The organism is Citrobacter sp. S-77, assembly GCF_963864895.1.
Classification (GTDB): domain Bacteria; phylum Pseudomonadota; class Gammaproteobacteria; order Enterobacterales; family Enterobacteriaceae; genus Citrobacter; species Citrobacter murliniae.
On record NZ_CAWLWU010000002.1, the window covers coordinates 3,025,286 to 3,049,224 of the forward strand.

Below are 23,939 nucleotides of genomic sequence, written 5' to 3' on the forward strand. Positions count from 1 at the left end.
TTCACATTACATTCACTCTTGATCATGTATTCATGCAGAGAAAATACAGAAGACTATTTTTCGAGTTTTAGACAAAATCAGACTTACGTCATATAGCAAGTCTGATTTTAAAATGAATCATTTTTTATCGGTTATAGCAGGGACACCTTTAATCGTAAATCTTTTTTCGCCACCATAATATAATGGTGATTTAAAATAAGGCCCTTTATTAACAATCACAGCAGTTTGGATTAAATCATCAATGGCATCAGCTAGGCCATCATCTAAAAAAGCGATAGAATCATCACCTTGTGGATATCCTTCTGTTATGACCTGACATTCGATATAATGATGACCAATACACTCAATTAAGAAGCGCTCAAAGACCTCTCGAGGGAGAGCTAATCCAAATTCACGCCAAGCATATTTCCGCCCCCAATAGTAGCCATCGGACTCAGAATGTTTGACCCTTGAATCATTTTTCCCTTTATTTTCATCATGTTTCTGTTTAGACATATTACGGGCATATTGATAGCTAAAGTCTTTGTCTAGAACAGATGACTTTGACAAACATGATGTATCAATAGTCTTTATACCATTATGCTCAGTGAATCCAATATTATATCTTTCTCCTTCGATGACTACATCCTCAATGTTGGCTTCAAACTGATAGGTAGTGTCAGTTGTTGCTGGCTGGAAAGTATGCAGATAACGGCCATTTCCTAAATCTTGTTTTTGATAATTTGTAATTATCAGATCATGGATAGTCTTTAGCTCTCGTGATTTCATAGAACACCCCCTAAGTTAAATCACTTTTAAACAAAACTTTAATTGTTATTCTGCTGAATAAGCAATCAAGGTCAATCTATTAAGATTTATCACGTGCACAAATTATCATTGTTCTTGATCGAGATATTACTTTTTCTAGTTCTTTTGTCTCTCGATCAACTTTGTAATGATCACAAATTATTTCTTTTGAACATGTAATTGCCAGAACCTCTGAAAATTCTAAGTTTGTTAAAAAATTTGGATGACTATTTTCAATATATTCATTATCAATCAGAAAATGATTTACTTCAGATAGAAAAATATCAGCTTGGTTGCAAACTGAATCAGGCAAATCAAATTCAACTATTTGATTGCTACATTCCCGGTCTCTCCATACGGAAATCTCAACAATTTTTTGATCTAACATAAAAACCTCTTTTAGACTGAAATGAATAATATTTTTAACACAAGAACCTCAAGCTATTTGTAATTTTCTAGATTACTGACTAATTCTTTTCGTTCTTGTAGCAAATCAGCGTGTATTTTTTGAGACATTGGGTCAGTCAGATCAAATGCACCTTTTCTCAAGTTAATATTTTTAACCCCATCAATAAGTGCAGTTCTCACAAGTTCTTTATCATCAGCATCATTTACATTATCCATCAATTCAAGAATGCTTTTATGTAATTCCAAGATTGAATTATATATTGACATGACTGAATTTTTTTTGTGAGTTTTTGTTTTATAGCTAATTTCATTTATTTTTTTATTAATATTATCAAGCGAACCAACAATACCCTTCCTAGCCTCAACTCTAATAATTTCTTTTTTACTCCTTGATTTAGTTTGGAACAAAACTTCTGCGTTGACAACATCACTAAGTCTTGCCACATCAGAAACTATTGTTTTAATTCCTTCCCTATATGAGGAATAGTTTGTCACAAAATTGCCGACTGGAGTAAGAGCATTTAATAAAACACAAACACTACCATATGCTGTAATACGAGCTTTAATAGAGCCATCTTCAAAGGAAACATCAATATCAACATCATCATAAAGAAAGAACTTCATCCTCTCTTCGGCATGTTTTTTGATTATATTTTTTATCCTTTCAATAGCCTCTTTTTTCTCTTTCCCTTTTACTGTCGCAAGCCACTCAGGCTCTACATGAACGTATGATTGGCTAAGAATGTTACTATTGATATAATCAGCCATGATATTCCTTTAAATGTAATAATTTAGATTGTAAACTATTTAGTCTTTCCCGCTGCTGTGCACCTAATTGTCTCAATAACCGTCTTGTAAACACACTAGGCAGCAAGATATTTTTGAATTAGTTCATTAGACCCAATTAAGTTTATCAATTACATAACATACAGTATGTAATGGGAAGTTATGCATGTATCTCTTTGTGATACCTGTCCCACTTTTTTCGTGACCAACCACCTGTTGCAAGTGCGCTAGGTTACTAACCCAGCCAGCTAAACAGGCTGAAATCATACTATGCCGGAAGCTATGCACCAATCGCCGCTGCCCATAATCATCAAGATAAGGAATACCAAGCTGGTCTCGAACATCTGCTAAAACTTTGCCGATCTTCGGCATGTTCTTGCCAGACACAGGCGAGAAGATTTTCTCTTTCCACTGCCGATTCACGAAATCAAGAAAACCCAACTCGATCAGTTTGGGATGGATCACTACCTGCCTTGTAGCGTTCTCAGTTTTACCCTGCCCTCCTTCCGCGATCAGAAGATAGTACCGCTGGCTATCTTCATCAAATTTGACCTGTGATTTCTCCAACTTGGCGATCTCCCCTCTTCTGGCTCCCGTATACGCCAACAACAGAGTAACCCACTTCTGCCAGCCGTCAGTCTGCTTGAGCGCCCAGCCCACAAACTTTCTCATTTCTGCTGTACTGTATGCACCAAATCTCGCTTTCGAGGGTGCGGCGACTACTCCATCAGTCGGAGACTTCTCCAGAATATCTTTATTGTCAGTCAGGAAGGTTTTGAACAACGATTTGTAAATTTTCAAATGCTTGTGGATAGACTCAGCACCAACCAAATCTTCAGGTGGCACATCATCACACTCGATCAGTTGCTGAACCGTCATTGACCGATAAGGCTGAACAACACGCTTAGGCAAGTTTTCAACGACCTCCATCACCTGTTTAATGTCTTGCTTGGTGATCGTAGTTACATTGGTTGATACACCAAGGACGATAAACATAACCTCCATAAAGCGCTCATTGGCTTGTGAGATAGCCTTAGTCCAGTTCTTGGACTTCTCCTGCTTGTACATGTTCCATGCGCCAGCCAGTGTTAACACGTCTTCTGGTTGTGCTTCAGTTTGTTCTTCCTCATCTCCCGAAGGAGTGACAACCTCGCGGTATTCTAGGGCAAGCATCGGCTGAATATTGCGCCGCTTATCATTCAGAAATTGGTGCGCTAGCCAGTGTTCATTCCGCTGCTTCAGGCTATTGCCATATTCAGAAAGACGCTTACCGAAGTGATCCGGTTGGATGGTTCCCCGTTGAACCAGAGGAATTACAGGAGAAGCAAAATACATGAGCATCTGCGCCTGGGTATGGCTGTCAGTCTCCAGCGACTTGCGAAAATATTTATTACCAGGCAGGCGAAAACGAACGTAATAGATCCCGTTACGTTTAATTGTGTGACGTATGGTTTTGTGTCCCATTTGGAGAGCCTCAATGTGTTACGGCTGAACAATACGGGACGAAAAGGAGTAATAATCTTTTGATTTATATGCGGATAATCGCCAGGACTACGCTGGCATTATCCAGATCAGGTGGTACGGGTATTTCTCAGCCTTCACAAGGAAGGGCACCCCGAGTCGTTGTCACATGAAATTTTGTAACACTGGCAGCGTAGAGGAAGTCGTTTGCTGATGCAAGCTCCCACTGCTTGCTCGCCAGTCTTCACACCTTATCTCTTTTCTGCCTTTGCATATCCACACCCAGTGCGACCTTACCTTCAGCGATGATAAAGGTAAGGCCGTGTACGGGTTTATCAGGCATGTTGTTTATTTACGTCATATTTACCACGTGTAACTGATACCTGCATTCAGTTGCCACGGAGATTCATTGCTGTCCTGACCCTTCGCGTAGTTTGCGCCAGCCCAGGAGCTAAGGTTTTTGGTGAACTTCACATCTGTTCCCAGTCCGACAATGCCTTCTGCACCATCGGTGCTGTCATCAATGTTCACACCGTTGATGTTCATGGTGTTGTCATTCTCGGTTTCACCCGCAGCCGCAAGATGCAGGTATGGTCTGATTTCTGCGCCGTTATGTAACGCAACCGATGTACCAATATTTGCACCACCTTCAAGGCGTACGGAGGTGTAATCATCATCTTTCGCACGCATGCCGTTTTCCAGGCTGTAGTCAACACCGTTGTAACGGGCATAAGAAACCTGAGTATACGGCTCGATATAGAACGAACGGAGCGCCAGATGATACCCTCCTTTAAACGCACCGCCGAAGCCGTTGGTCGAGTAATCCCCGCTGGTTTTACCGCCATCAACAGAGACCACGCTCAGGTCATTCTTCAGATGCGTCCCTTTTAGATTGGCATCCAGGAACAGGCCATTATTCATCCGGTATGATGCATAAATAGATGCACCGTAGCTGTCGATATCCGAGCCAACACTACCTTCGTCATGCATGTTCACATCAGAGAATCCGCGCATAACAGCCGCGCCAAACAACCACTCTCCGGAGGACGCACCGACTCGCTTATCCGCCCCGACCATAAACCCATTGTTGGTCTGGTCATAACTGGAGCTGGCCATATTCATCTGCTGACGATGGTAGCCGCCGTAGTAGCTGCCCCAGGCATTTAGCGTGCCGTCACTGCTGCCGGTTCGACGCTCGTTGTCCATACGCAGATTCAGCGCATCCTGTTCATCATTCCATAGACTGACTGCCGCCGCACGGGTATCAACCACAGCCTGGGCTGCGGTGGAAATTGTAGGCCCAGGGGAAATGTTGTCCAGAATCACACTGGTAGAACCGTCCGCATTCTCAACTGTCGCGGTCTGATAACGGTAAACACCGACATCGCTCTGCATGGCGTTAAAGGTCGCACCGGAGGCGTCATCAACATGGATGATAGTATCGCCGGTCATGTCACCGGCGGCACCACTGGAACTGGAGGTCACACCGGTATTGAAGGTTCCAATCGCGGTATCAGCCGTTAGAACATATGCCGAGCCAGCTGCTGCGTTCCAGGTGGAATAAATAGTGGAGGCTGCCGAATCTGTTGCTGCCAGAGGGGGGGTGGAAGACGATGAGCCATCGCTGAGCGTGGTGGTGTTGATGTTGCCGCCGTCCATGGTGAGAGCGCTCCCTCCAGAGAGAGTGACAGATGACACACTGGTATCGGCAGTATTGACCCACGCGGAAGCATTGCCAATCTTAAGATTTAAAGCGCCTGTACCGCTTTGCGATGCACTGCCACTCCAGGCGGTATGATCCATACTCACGGTTTGCGCGGCATCTGAAGCGGAGGTAATGGCGCCGTAGGCAATGGAATTTGTAAAGCTCACGTTATTAGTCGCATTCTGACCAGTGATAGCGAGCAAACTGGTGGTGCCATTAATCGTGGAATCCGTGATATCAACAGTTGCGGCATCGGCATTTCCGGCCAGGACAATGGCATTGTCGCTGTTGATAAGCGCCCCTGCGCTGATATTAAGCTGGTTGTTGTCCGTCAGAAGAATACCGGTCACACCCGCTGTAACCGTTGCCCCTGCAATATTTATTGTTGTATTCGGCGTCATTGAAGCATTGATTCCCGTGACGCCACCCGAAACGCCCGCACCACTGGAAAGATCAATCTCAACAGTCCCTGACCCCGCTTCGCTGGTTACAATACCCGTGTCATCACCGTGAACCAGAGCACCATCTGAAACACGCAGAACCACGTTCGAGCCGGGGCCATCCAGGTCAGTATCGCCGGTTCTGACACCTGTATTTCCCCCGCTGACCTGCGTTCCCGTACCACTGATGGTGATATCTGCTGCCATACTGTGATGGGTATCAATACCATCATCAGAACCGGTGACAATTGCACCATCAGTAACGGTAATCGTATTACCTGATAAATCACCCGCATAAGTGAAAATACCGTCACCCGCCGTTGCCTGTACTGTACTATCGCTAATAAGTAATGTTGTATTATTGCCAACAGAATCTAATCGAATTCCTGAGGAAGATCCCGTTATGGTTGAACCTCCAGTGACAGAAATATTGTCACCAAATCCATAAACATAAATCGCATCATCACCTGTTACTGTTGCACCATCGGAGATGTTTATTGTTGTATCCGTACCATTATAGAGATAGATCCCCTTCTCCTTCCCAGCAACGCTAGCGCCAGCAATATTGACTGTGGCACTGTCCCCGTCATTAATTTTCACACCCGCAGTATTTCCTGATACTTCTGCTCCATCGCTGATATTAATGGTGGTGTTACTGCTTTCAGCATCGGCAATAATGCCACTATTGATACCACTTACAGAGGTACCCTGACCTGAAACATTAATTGTCGAACCCGATGCGTCGGTTCTCACGCCATTATCCGTACCAGACACAGTGGAGCTACTGGATATATTGATCTCGCCAGTCCAGTTTCCGGTAGTCCCGATATTAATACCGTTGCCATTTGTACCTGTAACAGTACCACTATCAATATTGATGGAGCTGCCTGAATCACTGGCATTGAAAGTGATACCGGTGGTACCCGTCACAGTGGCCCCGTCATCAACATTAATGGTGGTGTTGCTGCTTTGAGCATCAGCAATAATACCGGAACCACTGGTACCAATGACGGAGGTTCCCTGACCAGAAACATTAATGGTTGTATTATCGGCGTCGGTTCTCACCCCAACAGCACCAGTAACAGTGGCACCACTGTTCACATCGACAGTAATATCGTTTCCACCATCAATAGCCACACCATCACGGGTAGTGCCTGTGACAATAGTACTCGCACCGCTTACAGACAGCGAAGAACCTGTACCAAGGCTAATACCGTTATATCCGCCGGTGATACTGGCCCCATCAGAAACAGTAATTTGAGCTTGAGCATTATTACCCCAAATACCATTAGAAGACCCATTTATGCTCGTGTCTTCACCGCTTACATTAAGAGTAGCGCTCTCGCCATCTGCAATGTTAAAAGTAACAGGATTACTTCCGCCGGTAATTGTACTTCCGCCATCAATATCAACAGTGATATCAGGGGCAGTAAAATGTACACCATCTGTAATTGTTTGATTTGTTATTGGTGTATCTTTATCAACATCCAGCGCGTAAACTGAAGGTGTACTTAAAACTCCCAGCACGACTAAACATACTGGAGACAGACGGCTAACTGTCGAAGTTGCGTGTTTAATTTCAAAAATTTGTCTCGACTTTTTTTGCATGGACTCTCACCTGTGGAATAATATTATTTATACATGGTATTTTGTTAGCGGATATATATTTAAAAAATCATCGCAGTCAATAAATAAAACAACCCAGCAATCAGGCATCGATGACAAAGCATGAAAAAACATAACATTCAAGCTCCTATCAAAAAGAACAGGACGTTTCAAAAAACAACCAAGCGCCCATCAAATTTAAATGATGTAATTTTCAATTGCGCATCGTATGTATTCAACAGAATAAAACCTAACAGTAAAACAATATTAAATTTTATCGATACATTCCACTTAAAAAATTAGCAAATTTAATACTATTATTGAGTGTAAAAATGGATTCAAAATTACATTTTTAATTAACTGCCAGACGTACAGGTAAGTCTGTTCAAAGGTACAAACGCTCAGGGCAGCTGGTTCTAGCATTCAGCTATGATTCATCATGGTCCAGATGTCTCAAATCCATCAGCAGACCTTTGTTAAGTGTAATTTTGCCATCATCCCTGAACTGAGCCAGCATTTTCATGACTGTACTTCGGGACAGACCACTTTTATCAACGATATAATCAGCAGCAGTGCGATGTAAACGGATGATATCTGGCTCTGCCTGCAACTGATAAAGACAGCTAATCACCAGGGTATAACTAGATACCCCGGCCATGTTATGTACGTATCTGAGCATATGAGAAGTAATCAGCATCTGATTGACAGAGACGTCTTTCCACAGTTTTTTCTCATCAATAACCTGTTCCGCTTCCGCCAAAGGTATAAATTCGTAGCTGATATCAGTACAGGCTCTGAAGTACATCAACTCAGTATCAACAAAATAATTGATACCGAAAATCCGGGGCGCAATAAAATTGACCAGCAGACGGTCATCGCTCGGTCTGCTACCTGATATAATGCCCTGATGGAAGATGAGAATATTTTTCTCAGTGAATCCATCCATTGTGACAATCTGATTTTTTCGTTTAGTAAAGATATGTTCACGTCTGGACAGGTTATCAATTAATCGCTGAATGCTTTCCCTGGATCTCACCATAAAATATCGTCCGTTCATTGATGTTACAATTAAAAGAAGTCTGAGTTTGAAGATAAACCTTTTTCATCATCGGTGGTCATAGTGGCGCACTTAACTACAACTGGATATGCGTACCAAGCGATTAGCTACCCCGGGTAAACTTCTCTGTTTTGGGCAGGTAGTAAACCATAGTATTTCAATACCGGAATTCCTTCATCCGGCATAATGATAAACAAACTGCTGCTCCGTTCAATGATTCATACATCCGGCAGTCGTGTTGAGCCATTACCCATCTCGCTATGCTCATCGAAATGAAATCATCCCAGATCTCCGTAGGTTAACCATAGAGAATCTCAAAATCACCACAAAGATGAAATAAAATTGTATCTAATTTTGCGACGAATTTATTTTAAGAAGTAAAAAATATACGTACAGGAGAGTTTTTTCTATGTCAAATCCGAAGAAAGAGAGATGGAGATCCGGGAAATAAAGATAGTAACAAAACGAGATAATTTGCAGTCGATAGAATTGCCTGGCTATCGACTGGCTAATCCTTCTTTTGAACAATCCGATATTGCGATACGAATCGACTCGCTGAAAGTCCGTTTTTTCTTCGCTTCAACACGAAAAATCCTTGCTTGCCGGAGTAATATTGCCAGGTTAGTAGCCCGCACCCTCTACATGATTACTAATAGAGCATTATCCAGAGCAGCTTAAAGGGCATTTCTCAGCTTTCACAAAAGGGTACCCCGAGTCATCATCAGATATACTTTTGTCACACTGGCAGCGCAGAGGAAGTCGTTTGCTGATGCAAGTCCTTGCCAGGTATCCCATCTTTATATCTGATACAAGCCAACAGCAGAAACATCAACACCTAATAATCACTTATTGTTAGCATTCCTGTTTCTGTGAAAATCGAGACGTGCCAGAAAAATTTCTTTTTGTTCATCGGTCATATTCCCGGCGACTTCCTCGGGACTCAATTGAGTCCCGTTTGATTCCATCATAACCAGGCTACGCGCGATGAAATCCAGCCCGGTAAAAGTTTTGGCACTGTCGAATTTTTCAGCGGTGAGCGTTTTTGACATTTTGGCAGTTTCCTTACATTTTATGATGCGTCTTAGTCTGATAGTACATCGTCAGGCTTAGAAAAATGCTCAGTGGCTCTCAGTTCTGTTCTACCGAACTCACTTTGATACTTAGTAAAGAAGCGAAATACCTAAATTTATCGCCCTGAACGTCAAAAATAACATTCGCAACGTCTCACATCTCCATTCATTCGTTTGAGATTAAAAACAACTCGCTTTTAAGTTTCCCACTGGTTCTGTCGTTTTACTTCCAGAGATAAATTGGAAATTTAAATCATGATGACACCACTTCGTCCAGCCAGAGCCATTGCTCAGCGTTTATTTGTTGGCTCACTGCGCTCGGCCTTTTTATCAGAAAATGCAAATGGCAATAAAACCGTACAAACTGACAGTGCCATCGTCACATCAGTTGTTGAGATAGCGGAATCTTCGCTACAACCGCCTCAACCGGAAACGATAAAAAGAGAGGTATTGCTGGCAGCGACAAAATATCTTCTGGATGAGGATATTCAGCCTGAACCTGAACCTGAACCTGAACCTGAACAGCATTATTCAGCATCTCCATCGCTGATAAAATCCACTCGTTTGCAATTAGCACCGCCGCCAACAGCTCCAACATTACCAAACCGGTCCCCAGCTCCTTCAGATAAAATATCGCCACAACCCGCAACGCCAGACCGCAGCCAACCCGCTGGCACTGAAAAACCTGGCATAGAGGGGGGCAAGCGGGAACAAACTGCGTCCCCCATTGTGTTAACGGGTAAAATCGGTACGTTGAGGTTACCAGATGAAACTCTTGCCGCTTCTCGCCGCTCGCCCGAACTCGTCACCACACAAGCACCGATGACTCGTATAGCCACTGACAGTTTGTCGGTGACAACAGAAAGTACTCAGAAGCTCCCCCCGAATGAGGAAAACCAGCAACCCATTCAATTTCCGGCACTATTTTCCAGAATAAAGGTTCATTCCAATCAGGAGGCATCCCCTTCAGCCAATCCTGAAAAAGCAGGAACGGCGGAATTTCCAGAGATAAAAGAACAAACGGTGCTGGTCAAAGAACGACGTGAAAGTACGCCATCTCAGCGCCCTAAAGAGTGGCTCGATATATTGGATAAGATGCAACAGGAAGAGACAAAAATGTACGAATCTCGCAATAGTGCCAAAAAAACGCGCAAAGAAGAGAACGCTCATAACGGTGAAATGCCCAAAGGCGAGTATTACCCTTATCCACCAGCAACGCAGCAGGAAAACACACTATCCCCTTCCAGTATGTTGCATCTTCCCATTATCGCCGGGTTCACTTTTTTAGTCGTGACGGTACTGTTTCTTATTCTGAATTAACATAAACCCCTGGTTATGCTTTCTCTGAGAATAAAATCGGCGTTACTTTCACTGAGAAATGAGGCCACAATTGTAGCCTCTTAAGTATATTAGTGGGTTGCCGGGAGCGTCACAAACCAGCAAGCAAGGCAAACAGTGTGGCACCAGTAAGAATGCAATTCTCATTAACAATAAAGGGATTAGAATGCAGCGGGTTGCTAATTCCTTTGCTGTGATCGCCACTGCCAAGAAAGAAAAAGGCACCTGGCTTTTCTTCCAGGAAAAACGAGAAATCCTCAGATCCCACCATTGGCGGATGCCCGGTCAGGACATTTTCACTCCCAAGGAACTGACGGGCAATATCTATCAATTTCTGGGCCTCTGCTGGATGATTACTGATAGCCGGGTAACCCTTCATTTCAAGTTCTGCGGTATACCCTCTCCGACGAGTCTCCTGAATTTCTTCCATAAAATGCCGAATCATTGTTTTTTGGACATCTTTATCAAATGAACGAATAGAACCCTGCAACTCTGCCGTTCGGGCTAAAATATTGGGCGCTTCACCAGCTTTAAGCATACATGTGGAAATCAGTGCGGCTTTGTTGGGATCAACGTGATCAGTAATAATTGCTCTGAACTCATTCAGCAGACGGACGGCTTCCGACAACGCATCCAATCCCAGATGGGGGGCAGAAGCATGAGCACTCTTGCCTTCAATCATCAACCTGAACTGATCGCCGTTAGAGGACATGATGCCCGGACTAATGGCTATCTGACCGCAATCTATCTGCGGGTCATTATGCAAACCGTAAACCTGATCAACTCCGTCCAGGCAACCTTTCTCGATCATTCCTTTTGCCCCTCCACGGAACATTTCTTCCGAAGGTTGGAACAAAAAGCGTATGTTAGCCTTAAGGTTCATCCGCTGATCGCTCATGATCTTCGCGGCAGTCAGTGCGATAGCCATATGCAGATCATGTCCGCACAGATGCGCAGCCCCAGGATACTGAGAGATAACCACCTCACCGGGTTTTTCTGTTGCCGGTAAAGCATCCATATCAGCGCGGAATGCAATCACTGGAAAAGCCGTATCGACATATAGGTCGGCATAAAAACCCGTATGAAAACAATCAGTAACTGTATACCCCATATCTTTGAGCTGATGAATACAAAAACTCCGGGTTTCACATTCCTCTCGGCCCAGTTCCGGGTACTGATGAAAATGTCGACGCATGCTGATGCCGTAATCAAGGTAGGTTTGATATTCCATAATTTACTCGCTTGTTAATCAGATAATGCCCTGGATGTTCAGGATGAACTGGGCCACAAAAGCAGCGCCGAAGAAGGCGGTGGTAAAGACCAGTAATGAAATGATGACAATGCGCCAGCTGAGAGATTTCAGTTTGTCGAGACTGTTTCCAACAGACAGTCCTGCGAACGCCAACAAGGGTGTAGTCGTGGCCAGAAAATCAATCCTGTTGGTGTAACGCATGAATATTTCACTCACTGGTGAGTATGGAATGCTGAGTAAGAGTGCAATCAGTGTGGCCCATGCAAATGCAGGAAGCGGCAGTCTCGGCAGCCAGGCTTTGATTTGCAGTGATACCAGAATAATGGCCAACATCATCAACGCACCGGGGATTGCAGCCAGTGGGGACATCCCTTTTCCAACCCACTGAGCGACCAGAACCAGGGCAATGCACGGAATAATGATGCGGGTACTCGCAAGGTGTTCTTTAAGTGTCATGGTTATTTCTCCGCTGGGATCTGGGTATTTTTATGAGGTAACACGCGATACATCAGGTTACTCAGGGGAAGAGCGAGAAAGATCAGTGCATACATACCCGTGAATGCGGCCAGCATGTTACTTGTTGCAGCGAATGCCAGAATTTGCGAGGACATTGCAGGTACGGCGGCGGCAAGTGAGGCGGAAGCTGCGGCCATCATACTTCCGGAGCCCAGTCCACAAGCGACAGCCAGAGATAAGGGGTTCAGTCCAATTTGCAGCCCTAATGGACTAATGATCCCGAAATAGACTGTTCCGATAACCGAGCCGACGAGGTAAGTACCAAGAACACCAGTGCCTTCCGGACTCTCGATACCATATTTTTCGCCAATAACGCCCAGTGAAGGTTCACGAGAAATACTTGAGCAAGCACCAATAGATTCCCGGCGCATCCCTAGCATCAGGGCAACTGGCATGGCGATTAACACTGAACCAAGGTTGCCAATTTCCTGGAGGATAAGAGCAGGCCCCGCATTAATCACCGCCCTAATGTTTGGTCCCACCAGAGTGCCATATTTAACGCCCAGGGGAAGCAATGCCAGCATCACCACATTGCCGGTGATGCTTATTTCTTTACGAGAAATAAATTTCCCGAGTGGTTTTATATAGTTGCCCAACAAATCAGGGGTTATTATAACGCCAAGGATAACGGCGTAGAGCATCGGTAAAAAATTAATAGTTGTTTTACCGATGTGTATTGAAGTCACTCCAATCCATTCAGATACAACCACGATAATTAACACTGCCATTATTATTTTAACCAATGAACGTTCATTTTCACTTTTATCATATGAACTCATGATCAGACTCCATGATAGAGAACTAAGGGGTACGGGTTTATCATGAAGTCAAATAATCCAGAGCATAAGACTGTGAAAAACTATAGTGATAAAAAAAAGTTATCACTGTTTCCGTTATTTTGATTTAAGTCAAAAACGAAGAAAAAATAGATATTATTTTACGTGTAAAATCAATGCTATAAAGCAAATCGTTATCTGTATCACAAAATAAAAAAAGCCATTTTTGCTTAGTCTGCGCATTTGTTTTATGGGAATATAAGTATAATTACTTTGTATGAGATCTTATTTATGCATGCCCTGCCAAAGACACAATATTTTATCGTGTTTCAGGAAGTCGTTCGCTGTGGGAGTATCCGGGCTGCAGCAAGATCGCTGGGACTCACACAGCCCTCGGTCACTAAAACCATTCATGATATTGAAGACTATTTTGGTACAGAGCTAATAATCCGAAATAACACCGGCATTGAATTAAGTGATGCTGGCAAAATATTACTTCCGCATGCCAGAACGGTTCTTAAAGATTTATCGCTGGCCGTCAATGATATGCGCAGGATCCTCGATGAACCGGTTATGGAACTCGCTTTTGGATTTTCATCTCTGATCGGTTTTACCGCAATGCCGGATATTATTACGCAGTTTACCCGGCGCTATCCGATTGCTCAGATATCAATGAAGGAAGCCCAACTCTCATCCCTGCTACCGGATTTGCGGGAAGGCAGACTTGATTTCGCTATTGGAACAGTGACACCAGATATGCCAGTTCAGAATTTGTATGTCTGGCCACTCTTTAGTGCAGAGTTTGCATTCATTTCCCGGCAAGATCACCCCCTTGCAGCATGTGAAACATTGAACGCTCTGCGACAAGCTCGCTGGGTATTGCCCCAGACAGATATGGGATACTACCAGGCGTTGTCCGAGTTGTTAGAGCATAACGTCGTCAACACTGACCGGGTAATACATACTGACTCAGTGATCACTATTTTTAATCTGGTGATGCATGCTGGGTATATCACGGTACTGGCGCGAGCAATGTCATCCCCTTTCGAAGGATTTCAGTTGCGTGAGCTACCTGTCAGGGAAATTCTTCCTCAGGCCCGTTACGCCTTGGTTTGTCCCCGGAATAAAAGAATGAGTCCAGGTGTTGAGGCACTGGTTTCCGTTATCCGAAATTATGACTGGTCGCGGTTTGCTGGACTCAATGTTACGGAGAATTCTCCCTCATCCTGATTAGCCCGATTCAACGCCTTACCGACCTACATCATGAGTGGCGTATCTCTACGTTTTTATTTACACTTTTTACGAAATTCTGGGAGTCATAACAAAATAGTGCTTGTCAGACGCCCTGTACGATGAGAATGATACACGACTGATTTTGACGACCCGAATAAGTAGAGAGGATGGGTATGAAGAACAAAATGTTGTTGGGTGCATTATTACTCACGACCAGCGTTGTTTGGGCCGCGCCAGCCGCAACAGCTGCCCCCAAGGGGATTGATAAGTATGAGCTAAGTGGTTTTATTGCCGACTTTACCCATTTCAAGCCAGGAGACACAGTCCCTCAGCTGTACCGTACTGATGAGTACGCCATTAAGCAGTGGAATCAGCGCAACCTGCCAGCACCAGCCGCAGGCACACACTGGACCTATATGGGTGGCGCATATGTACTGATTAATGATGCCGACGGGAAGATCATTAAAGCCTATGACGGCGAGATTTTTTATCACCGGTGATAAAATGCATACACGTACTTTCGGAATGAAAGTACGTGAGTTCACCAGACTGTCATAATAATATTAATTAATCATAGGATACAGCAAATATCACTTTGCTCTGCATTTCACCTGGTTGCAATGGTTCCTCTGCGACTCGCACGTATTTTGCGATAATCGGAAACGTGTACTGATTACTGATTGCTGCCATTTTAGCAATCCTGTTCATTAATATATCTCCGCGTCTTAATGGCGTAGTCGCAGTGCCATTATATATCTGGAAGCCAACGCCTTTCGCACCATTAATGAAGGTATTTTTCAATATTGTACCACTCTCGTTCCAGTCACCACGTGAAACGATAAAACTTACCGGATTAGTAGTAACGTTGTACACACTATCGCAGTTCAATACCAGATTTGCAGTACCTGATTTGGTATTAGTTGTGCCTACTATGTCATTTAATGTGGTCTCTGGCATTTGGATTTTGTATGTAGATTCTGAAAACCGGCAGGTTGTAGGTTTGTGTGTCACAGTAAAATTAATATTCTGAGTAAAGGCTGAAGAGTTTGACAATCGTCCTGTAATCCAACAATAGAGATAACTTAACCAGTTGGATGTACAGGTGTTTTCTGAGGTAATGCTCACTGCGGGATCACTCAGATTAAATGCATTGCCAGATACCGTCTGCTTTGCAGCTCCTGAATTTACATAAGACGCCGTCACTGTAAAAACTTTATCATTCAGTATTTCTCCGGCACTAACCGTTCTATTTCCTATGCTTACAGGAAAACCATCTCCGATTAAGTTAATCTTAATTAAAACTCTATTACCACTACTACCCTGAAAAGCAACAATATAGTCCTGCAATGGTGTGGCGTAATATAAATTATCACTATTGGCATTGCATTTTATATTACCAGTAGCGTTGATATTTAGTTTCACTACCGCAACTCCTGTAGTCATATCCAGATTAACAACTGGCGTTGCCGCGTTTGAATTATCAAAAGTACATTTCGCCTGTAACCCAAAGGATGACAACAGCAAAAATATTAGACATATATACTCTTTCATATTTATCATCCTTACTGGCAAATATAGACTTTGCTCTCATCAATCATCTTCTCAAAGATAATTGTGCAGAATTGTCCCTGTTGTTTATTAACCGCAACACGTACAGAAGCAGGAATGTCGTCGGTGCGAATAAATAATCGACTGCCCTGGCCGACCAAACCAACGTTATTGCCGGTATTATCCTCCACTTCATAGCCAAACGATAATGGAGAACCGTCCGTCCGTTGAGCACGGAAGTTCCAGGATTTACGCCGGTCAGTTTCAAACTCCGCCATCACAACCGCGCCACGATAAGGCACTGTGCCTTTGTGATTTCCCAGTAATGTCACATCGCTGTTGCTGTCGGAAAGATCCAGCATCAGCATATTTTCGCGGTATGGAGTCAGACTGTCATAAACAGCATAGCCTTTGCTGTCCGTCGTTAAATAACGCTGTCCCTGCACCGCCGCACCCTGCAGGCCTGGGGCTTTTATAATGGCGAAAGTATCTGAAAGTCGGGGAGTTAGGGCGACACCGTCAGACCACGCCACAATCCCTCCCTGAATATTGCCGCTGACCTGTTGATATTGATTCGATTGACTGTAACTGCCGCCGAGCGTCGCCACTGGCATGCGCCATACTAAACTGCCGCTCGCCGCGGTCTCACTTCCCTGCTGCTGATGACTGAAATTAGCACCGTAGCTGAATTGATCACGGTTACCCGCCACCCCACTTAAACTGGTGTTATTCGACTGATAGCCGTCATCATCGAACGTCGTTGAATTGGAAACAAACAGATCGCGCCGCCGAGTGGCAATCCCATCGCCCCAGGAGAATGGAATAGAGATATACAGGTTAAAACGTTTATCCTGACGGTTTTCTTCATCATACGTCTGGCTGGCAGATAAGGTATAACTGATACGTTGCCAAGTGTTCGAGTAGCTCAACTGATAATCTTTACCGGTTCCGCTACGGCCCCAGTAATCGCGCCACAGGCCGCTAACGGCCAGAAATCCCCAGCTATCAGGTAATGCCTGGTTGATGTTGAGGGAAAAGCTATTCTTACGACCAAAGTCATATTGGTAGTAGTCTGCAATGTCATACGCATCATTTTCGTCTCGATCATAACTATTTTTGTTATTCGCCCACACATGATCGTTGAAAGTACGGTAATCCCGCGAAGAGTAGCGATAGGCCGCCAGCGCAAACTGAGTTCCGGTCTGCGCGACATATTTGTTCCACGCGACCTGATAACTCTGCCCGTCAAAAACGCCGTTATCCTGTTCACTGTGTGAGCGAGTTCCATCTACCGAGATCGCACCAATCGGCGTGTTCCATCCAGTACCGAGCACAAATGAATAGTAGTTCTCCGACAACATTGAACCACCATATGCAGTTAGCAGATTATTCAATCCATACTGATAACTACCCTGGATAAAATCAGACTGATTGCTCGCACCTTCAATATTGCTACGTCCGGCAGCGAAATCATATTTCGCTACCCCAGCCTGCAACATATTGGGTACCGATGAATAAGGCACCAGATAATGTCTTATCGAACCATCGGCCTCTTTCACACTAACATCCAGATCCGCTCCACCACCGGCAAGCTGCAAATCATCAATAGCGAAAGGCCCCGGAGAGACCTCTTTCTGATAAATAACAAAACCGTTTTGTTCAATAGACACCAGCGCGTTGCTCTGCGCTATGCCACGTACCACCGGTGTAAAGCGCTGTTTCGAGTTTGGCAACATTTGCATATCACGCCAGATACGTACGCCGCGAAACCGTACAGCGTCAAAAATATCCGAACTGGTATACATGTCTCCAGCGCGCAACGTGCTAAGGATCGACGGAATACCACGTTCCACATATAAGGTATTACTTTTCCACTCACCTCTGCCCTCGTTGCCTTTCGTATAGTTAGCATTCGAATGCAGCTGCCAGTCCAGTACGTTCAATCCGCTGTTCAGACTCACATAACTGCTTTTATCATCGCCACCATGTTTATAATTACTGTAATACTGGCTGGCATAATAAGAAGTGTAAAATGCGTTAATCCCTCGTTCCCAGGTTTCGGGAGGCATATAACCCGACTCATATTCATTCACATATGCCTGAGGCACGTTCAAATTCAGTACAAATTGCCCGATATCATACCCAATGCTACCACCCTGTACTGCCGCACGTAGCGGTACGCAATCTTCATTTTTATCAGCTTTAATACCTTCAGTACGGATACCAATTTGCTGCAACTGCACCCATGATAAGCATGTCATCTCCGGGTCAGCTTTAATATTGATATCGTAATGCCCGCGCCACTGCTTATTTAGATAGACATCCATTTCATACATGCCGGGCATCGGCTTATCGCCATCAATCTGATAGTGAGAAATTTTCTCACCATTTAAACCGCCGATCATAAAATGAGTATCAAACGATTCCTCTTCAGCCCATACGGCTGGATTCGTTAGCACTGACAAAATGGCCAGTGTAATAGAATTTATCTTTGACATAGCCAGTCCTTGAGCTATTTATCGACTTTTATATTTTCACTCAAGTAATTGCCGTGATCATCAATAAGAGTAACTTTGTAATAATTAACAATAGTGGTGGTATTCAGCGTTTTATCCGACCATGGCGCCAGCATCAACGTTTCTGTATTGATTTTTTTATTTCCCATTAACTCAGGAATAGTTATCCAGTTAGCCGAATCATTTTTTATATTTAAACCAACACCGACATACCTGATCTTCAGATGGGCAAAACTATCTTTAGTTACACCAGCAACACTTTGTGGACGGTAAATAAATTTAATACGATTTTGCATAGCAAATTTAATTATATTCTTACTTTCGGAGTCTGATGAATTAGGAGGAATATCTAATACATTAAGGAAAAATAAGCTTTCTCGATCTTTCGGTAGAGTATTTGCCAGTTGTTTAATTTTCAGTTGCTGACCGGAACCGCCACTGACACGAACTACCGGCGGAGTCATCACAAACGGCACCTGAATTTTCTCTGGTGGCAGACTGGTATCACCATCGTCAATCCACGACTGGACAAGTGCGCTGCGATTACCTTCATTCATTAACTGTACAATAATCTCTTTTTTTTGCGCCGGATAAATAACACGGGTGCCGTAAATATAGATGCCCCCCCACGCTGGCAATACTGTGCCAAGCAACAATAAGACTAATATTTTTTTCATTATAATTATCCTTGCTACAGAAATAACCGGCGGCCATAGCCGCCGACAAAAAGGATATTAATCAATTAATCAGTAACAACGGTCATTGTCAGTGAAGAAGCAACATCACCAGCAGTAACAGCATTGCCAGCTTTCGCATAACGAGCTTTAAAGTTCAGAATATATTTGTTATCACTTGTCTTGGTTAAATTAATACCCGTGCCAGGGTTAACCTGTTGAGTAAAATCATTACCATAGTAAACTGCAAAACCAGCACCATTACTCGATGCCGTATTCCGTGTAATGTACTTATTTGCGCTGTCGAATTGAGAACTGGAGAAAGTAATTCTTGGCGCTTCAGTACCCGTACATTCAACTGTCAGAGGTGTTGTTGTCTGATTAGAATATCCATCATAAACTCCCCCCAGAGTCAGAGCATTCAACCGGTCAGCACCAATCTGGTTCATGCCGATTGTCGCAGTAGTATCTCCCACAAATTTACATGTCGTTCCTGTTACCTTACCGGTAATAATCAACTCGCCCTGGTCAGAATCAACAGCAAAAGCCCCAGCGCTCATAAATACAGCAGTCAGCACAGCAGCAGAAATAACTGAACGTTTCATAGTATCTTCCTTAATGAATTAATTTCTATTTGTAAGAGCTGTTAACTCCGGGAATTAAATTCTCATAGGAAGATCGTTAACGCAATGTAAACGCATTGTTTTATTGATTTAAAACAAATGAAATCCAGCAATATAATTGCAACAAATAAATTTCATTTAACAATATATTAAGAATTAATAAATCGATGCAATTAACTGTTCGTGATTATCCATTAAGCAAATAAAGAATACACACATCATTCATTGAAATAATATGTGCTGAATAAAATAGATATTAGTCATAACGATTTAGCACAATCTGTCGCGTTGCATCCCCCTGGACGGCAACGACTTCGGTCATCACGCCTCTGGCTGGCGCTGAAACCACATCGGATGTACTGGAAAGGTGGGTGGTATTACCACATCGCTGTTGGAGTTGATTTTCCACAACATCGGTACTGCAGGTGGGAGCGGTGACCGTTCCGCTAATGGTTAATGTCGCAGTATCAGAAGCAAAGGCAGGTGAGCCTATTCCATAACCCAGAACTATTATCCCCATCAGCAAACGGTTTTTCATTTTTAACGTTATTCCTGTAGTTAACGTAAAACGGCATAAACACAGTTTGTTCAGTGTCCTGTGAGCGAAAGTATCCGCCCCGACCAATAGAAATTGTAGATTAAGGGAATAGATTTGATCAATTTAAATGATGGGTTACAGATTTATTTTTGGATAAAATTGAGGTTTATTAACTCAGGGTAAACAATAAATCGCGACTATTTATTTAAAATATTCACCGCATCAATAATTCATTAATGCGGTGAATATGTGCAGCGTAAATTACACGGCGCGGAAAGCAATCTCACTCGGGATCACTTCTCCCTGCCAGTAAAGCTGTGCTGCCACACGTCCCGCCAGGTCGCGGTAAATCGCCGTGAATTCGCTGTCAGGGCGGCTGATAACCGTCGGCGTGCCACGATCGAGATCTTCGCGCAGGGTAATATGCAGCGGCATTTGTCCCAGTAGTTGGGTATGGTACTGTTCTGCCAGTTTCTGCGCACCACCAGTGCCAAAAATCGGCTCGTGGTGGCCACAGTTACTGCAGATATGCATACTCATGTTCTCAACAATGCCTAATACCGGCACTTCCACTTTTTCAAACATGACGATGCCTTTTTTAGCATCGATTAGCGCGATATCCTGCGGCGTAGTCACAACAACTGCCCCTGTCACCGGAATGTTCTGCGCCAGCGTCAACTGAATGTCACCAGTACCCGGCGGCATATCCAGTACCAGATAATCAAGATCCGGCCATAAGGTCTCCTGCAGCATCTGCAGCAGCGCCTTGCTGGCCATTGGGCCTCGCCACACCATCGCGTTGTCGTCCGTTACCAGATAACCAATGGAGTTGGTTGCCAGGCCATGAGACATAATCGGCGCCATATGAGTGCCATCTGGCGAGGTCGGACGCTGATTTTCTGCACCGAGCATGGTCGGAATAGAGGGACCATAAATATCGGCATCAAGAATACCGACTTTCGCCCCTTCTGCCGCGAGCGCCAGTGCAAGGTTAACGGCAGTAGATGATTTACCTACCCCACCTTTACCTGAACTAACGGCGATGATGTTCTTCACACCATTAATACCCGGCTGGTTTTTCACGCGCTTCAGCGTCGCAATGTTATGCGACAGCTTCCAGTCAACCGCTTTCGCACCAGTGATACGCAGTAAATCGGCACTGCACTGCTCTTTTAATACCTCAAACGCACTGTGCCAGACGAATGGCATGACCAGCTCTACGTGCAACGTGTCATCCATCCAGGCGACATGATGCAACGCTTTAAGCGTCGTCAGATTATGCTTCAGGGTTGAATGCTGAAAATTCGCCAGCGTCCCGGCGACCATGGCGCGCAGGGTTTCTGGTGATTTGGCCTGGGATTGTGGGTTCATCCCGACTCCTTTTTGTTGTTCTGAAAATACGATTGTCATCGGGTAGTTTACTCCAACCGTCGCAATTATTCATTTGTGGATAAATGTCCTTATCGCTTGGCGCAGTAATTACCATTTTGGTACTATCAAAGCCCTTTTCACTACAAAAGAAGTAATTGCCCACTATGACTCAAGTCGCGAAGAAAATTCTGGTAACGTGCGCGCTGCCGTACGCCAACGGCTCTATCCACCTCGGCCATATGCTGGAGCACATCCAGGCTGATGTCTGGGTCCGTTACCAGCGAATGCGCGGCCACCAGGTTAACTTCATCTGCGCGGACGACGCACACGGTACGCCAATCATGCTGAAAGCACAGCAACTTGGTATCACACCTGAGCAGATGATCGGTGAAATGAGTCAGGAGCATCAGACTGATTTTGCAGGTTTTGACATCAGCTACGACAACTACCACTCAACGCATAGCGAAGAGAACCGCGAGTTGTCCGAGCTGATTTACACACGCCTGAAGGAAAACGGTTTTATTAAGAACCGTACCATCTCCCAGCTTTACGATCCGGAAAAAGGTATGTTCCTGCCGGACCGTTTTGTAAAAGGCACCTGCCCGAAATGTAAGGCTGCGGATCAGTACGGCGATAACTGTGAAGTATGTGGCGCGACCTACAGCCCAACCGAACTTATCGAACCGAAATCCGTCGTTTCCGGCGCGACGCCGGTAATGCGTGACTCCGAACACTTCTTCTTCGACCTGCCGTCGTTCAGCGAAATGCTGCAGGCATGGACGCGCAGCGGCGCGCTGCAGGAACAAGTGGCAAATAAAATGCAGGAATGGTTTGAATCCGGCCTGCAGCAGTGGGATATCTCCCGCGACTCGCCGTACTTTGGTTTTGAAATACCGAACGCTCCAGGCAAATATTTCTACGTCTGGCTGGACGCGCCGATTGGCTACATGGGCTCCTTCAAGAACCTGTGCGACAAGCGCGGCGATACCACCAGCTTTGACGAATACTGGAAGAAAGATTCCGACGCCGAGCTGTATCATTTCATCGGTAAAGATATCGTCTATTTCCACAGCCTGTTCTGGCCTGCCATGCTGGAAGGCAGCAACTTCCGTAAGCCGACCAACCTGTTCGTACACGGTTATGTCACGGTAAACGGTGCGAAGATGTCCAAGTCTCGTGGTACGTTCATTAAAGCCAGCACCTGGCTGAAGCATTTTGATGCCGACAGCCTGCGCTACTACTACACAGCGAAGCTCTCTTCGCGTATTGATGACATCGACCTGAACCTGGAAGACTTTGTTCAGCGTGTTAATGCCGATATCGTCAATAAAGTGGTGAACCTGGCTTCTCGTAACGCAGGTTTTATCAGTAAGCGTTTTGATGGCGTACTGGCGGCAGAACTGGCCGATCCGGCGCTGTACAAAACCTTTACCGACGCCGCAGCAGTTATTGGTGAAGCATGGGACAGCCGTGAATTTGGTAAAGCCATTCGTGAAATCATGGCGCTGGCAGACGTAGCAAACCGCTACGTCGACGAACAGGCTCCGTGGGTTGTCGCGAAACAGGAAGGCCGTGACGCCGACCTGCAGGCGATTTGCTCTATGGGGATCAACCTGTTCCGTGTACTGATGACGTACCTGAAACCGGTTCTGCCAACGCTGAGCGAGCGTGTCGAAGCGTTCCTGAACACAGAACTGAGCTGGGATGCCATTCAGCAGCCTCTGCTCGGCCACAAGGTCAACACCTTTAAGGCGCTCTACAACCGCATCGACATGAAACAAGTTGAAGCGCTGGTTGAGGCGTCCAAAGAAGAGGTGAAAGCCGCAGTTGCACCGGTTACCGGTCCGCTGGCGGATGACCCGATTCAGGAAACCATCACCTTTGACGATTTTGCCAAAGTTGACCTGCGCGTAGCGCTGATTGAAAACGCTGAGTTCGTTGAAGGTTCCGACAAGCTGCTGCGCCTGTCGCTGGACCTGGGCGGTGAAAAACGTAATGTCTTCTCTGGTATTCGTTCTGCTTATCCGGAACCACAGGTGCTGATTGGTCGTCTGACCGTGATGGTTGCCAACCTGGCGCCGCGTAAAATGCGCTTCGGTATTTCGGAAGGGATGGTAATGGCCGCAGGCCCTGGCGGGAAAGATATCTTCCTGTTAAGTCCTGACGAAGGTGCAAAACCTGGTCAGCAGGTAAAATAATCCGCATAAAAAAACGCTGCTTCGGCAGCGTTTTTTAT

Annotated in this window: 20 protein-coding genes; 4 read left to right on the forward strand and 16 right to left on the reverse strand. The window is 44.8% G+C overall.

The window, feature by feature from the left end; translation table 11 throughout:
• Window positions 1-117: 117 nt before the first annotated feature.
• The 7 genes from AACS05_RS15055 to AACS05_RS15085 all read right to left on the reverse strand — a co-directional run bounded on the left by AACS05_RS15055 (window position 118) and on the right by AACS05_RS15085 (window position 9,297).
• Window positions 118-768, reverse strand: coding sequence for a hypothetical protein (locus AACS05_RS15055; protein ID WP_045444892.1), 651 nt, complete (start codon window positions 766-768; stop codon window positions 118-120).
• A 79-nt stretch (window positions 769-847) separates the two neighbouring features.
• A complete protein-coding gene (locus AACS05_RS15060) occupies window positions 848-1,174 on the reverse strand; it encodes a hypothetical protein (protein WP_133549572.1) in 327 nt (108 codons plus the stop codon).
• A gap of 53 nt (window positions 1,175-1,227) precedes the next feature.
• Entirely contained in the window at window positions 1,228-1,962 is a 735-nt protein-coding gene (locus tag AACS05_RS15065) for a hypothetical protein (protein ID WP_052369288.1), read from the reverse strand.
• A gap of 126 nt (window positions 1,963-2,088) precedes the next feature.
• Window positions 2,089-3,444 (reverse strand): integrase, encoded by a 1,356-nt coding sequence (locus tag AACS05_RS15070; RefSeq protein WP_045444895.1) that lies wholly within the window; start codon window positions 3,442-3,444, stop codon window positions 2,089-2,091.
• Between the two features lie 360 nt (window positions 3,445-3,804).
• Window positions 3,805-7,194: an autotransporter outer membrane beta-barrel domain-containing protein gene (locus tag AACS05_RS15075; protein WP_045444898.1), complete on the reverse strand. Its 3,390-nt coding sequence runs from the start codon at window positions 7,192-7,194 to the stop codon at window positions 3,805-3,807.
• A gap of 424 nt (window positions 7,195-7,618) precedes the next feature.
• Window positions 7,619-8,137 (reverse strand): helix-turn-helix domain-containing protein, encoded by a 519-nt coding sequence (locus AACS05_RS15080; RefSeq protein ID WP_190284564.1) that lies wholly within the window; start codon window positions 8,135-8,137, stop codon window positions 7,619-7,621.
• Window positions 8,138-9,090: 953 nt separating this feature from the next.
• Window positions 9,091-9,297 (reverse strand): hypothetical protein, encoded by a 207-nt coding sequence (locus AACS05_RS15085; RefSeq protein ID WP_045444908.1) that lies wholly within the window; start codon window positions 9,295-9,297, stop codon window positions 9,091-9,093.
• Window positions 9,298-9,573: 276 nt separating this feature from the next.
• Between AACS05_RS15085 and AACS05_RS15090 the strand changes: the two genes are divergently transcribed.
• The gene (locus AACS05_RS15090; RefSeq protein WP_144243074.1) at window positions 9,574-10,638 is read left to right on the forward strand and encodes a hypothetical protein; all 1,065 of its coding nucleotides are present in this window, start codon (window positions 9,574-9,576) and stop codon (window positions 10,636-10,638) included.
• A 109-nt stretch (window positions 10,639-10,747) separates the two neighbouring features.
• Here the strand turns inward: AACS05_RS15090 and AACS05_RS15095 are convergent, their stop codons facing one another.
• Genes AACS05_RS15095 through AACS05_RS15105 form a run of 3 tightly spaced genes read right to left on the reverse strand, consistent with a single transcriptional unit; the run spans window position 10,748 to window position 13,203 of the window.
• Window positions 10,748-11,887, reverse strand: coding sequence for a M20 metallopeptidase family protein (locus AACS05_RS15095; protein ID WP_045444917.1), 1,140 nt, complete (start codon window positions 11,885-11,887; stop codon window positions 10,748-10,750).
• 18 nt (window positions 11,888-11,905) lie between these two features.
• Window positions 11,906-12,364 (reverse strand): hypothetical protein, encoded by a 459-nt coding sequence (locus AACS05_RS15100; RefSeq protein ID WP_045444921.1) that lies wholly within the window; start codon window positions 12,362-12,364, stop codon window positions 11,906-11,908.
• A gap of 2 nt (window positions 12,365-12,366) precedes the next feature.
• Window positions 12,367-13,203, reverse strand: coding sequence for a DUF3100 domain-containing protein (locus AACS05_RS15105; RefSeq protein WP_045444924.1), 837 nt, complete (start codon window positions 13,201-13,203; stop codon window positions 12,367-12,369).
• Window positions 13,204-13,491: 288 nt separating this feature from the next.
• On the opposite strand from AACS05_RS15105, the gene tdcA reads away from it, so the two are divergent.
• Window positions 13,492-14,430, forward strand: a complete 939-nt coding sequence (gene tdcA / locus AACS05_RS15110; RefSeq protein WP_045444927.1) for a transcriptional regulator TdcA — start codon at window positions 13,492-13,494, stop codon at window positions 14,428-14,430.
• A gap of 170 nt (window positions 14,431-14,600) precedes the next feature.
• Entirely contained in the window at window positions 14,601-14,933 is a 333-nt protein-coding gene (locus AACS05_RS15115) for an RcnB family protein (protein ID WP_144243075.1), read from the forward strand.
• Between the two features lie 67 nt (window positions 14,934-15,000).
• On the opposite strand, the gene AACS05_RS15120 is transcribed toward AACS05_RS15115, so the two are convergent.
• The 6 genes from AACS05_RS15120 to apbC all read right to left on the reverse strand — a co-directional run bounded on the left by AACS05_RS15120 (window position 15,001) and on the right by apbC (window position 21,703).
• Entirely contained in the window at window positions 15,001-15,984 is a 984-nt protein-coding gene (locus tag AACS05_RS15120) for a fimbrial protein (protein WP_045444933.1), read from the reverse strand.
• A gap of 11 nt (window positions 15,985-15,995) precedes the next feature.
• Complete coding sequence (locus AACS05_RS15125; protein ID WP_045444936.1) at window positions 15,996-18,479, reverse strand: fimbrial biogenesis outer membrane usher protein; 2,484 nt, start codon at window positions 18,477-18,479, stop codon at window positions 15,996-15,998.
• 14 nt (window positions 18,480-18,493) lie between these two features.
• Entirely contained in the window at window positions 18,494-19,174 is a 681-nt protein-coding gene (locus AACS05_RS15130) for a fimbrial assembly chaperone (protein WP_045444939.1), read from the reverse strand.
• A gap of 65 nt (window positions 19,175-19,239) precedes the next feature.
• Window positions 19,240-19,776: a fimbrial protein YehD gene (yehD, locus tag AACS05_RS15135; protein ID WP_045444942.1), complete on the reverse strand. Its 537-nt coding sequence runs from the start codon at window positions 19,774-19,776 to the stop codon at window positions 19,240-19,242.
• A 274-nt stretch (window positions 19,777-20,050) separates the two neighbouring features.
• Window positions 20,051-20,332 (reverse strand): DUF2574 family protein, encoded by a 282-nt coding sequence (locus tag AACS05_RS15140; RefSeq protein ID WP_045444945.1) that lies wholly within the window; start codon window positions 20,330-20,332, stop codon window positions 20,051-20,053.
• A gap of 261 nt (window positions 20,333-20,593) precedes the next feature.
• Window positions 20,594-21,703 (reverse strand): iron-sulfur cluster carrier protein ApbC, encoded by a 1,110-nt coding sequence (apbC, locus tag AACS05_RS15145; protein WP_045444948.1) that lies wholly within the window; start codon window positions 21,701-21,703, stop codon window positions 20,594-20,596.
• Window positions 21,704-21,867: 164 nt separating this feature from the next.
• On the opposite strand from apbC, the gene metG reads away from it, so the two are divergent.
• Window positions 21,868-23,901, forward strand: coding sequence for a methionine--tRNA ligase (gene metG, locus AACS05_RS15150; protein WP_045444951.1), 2,034 nt, complete (start codon window positions 21,868-21,870; stop codon window positions 23,899-23,901).
• The last annotated feature ends 38 nt before the right edge of the window (window positions 23,902-23,939 follow it).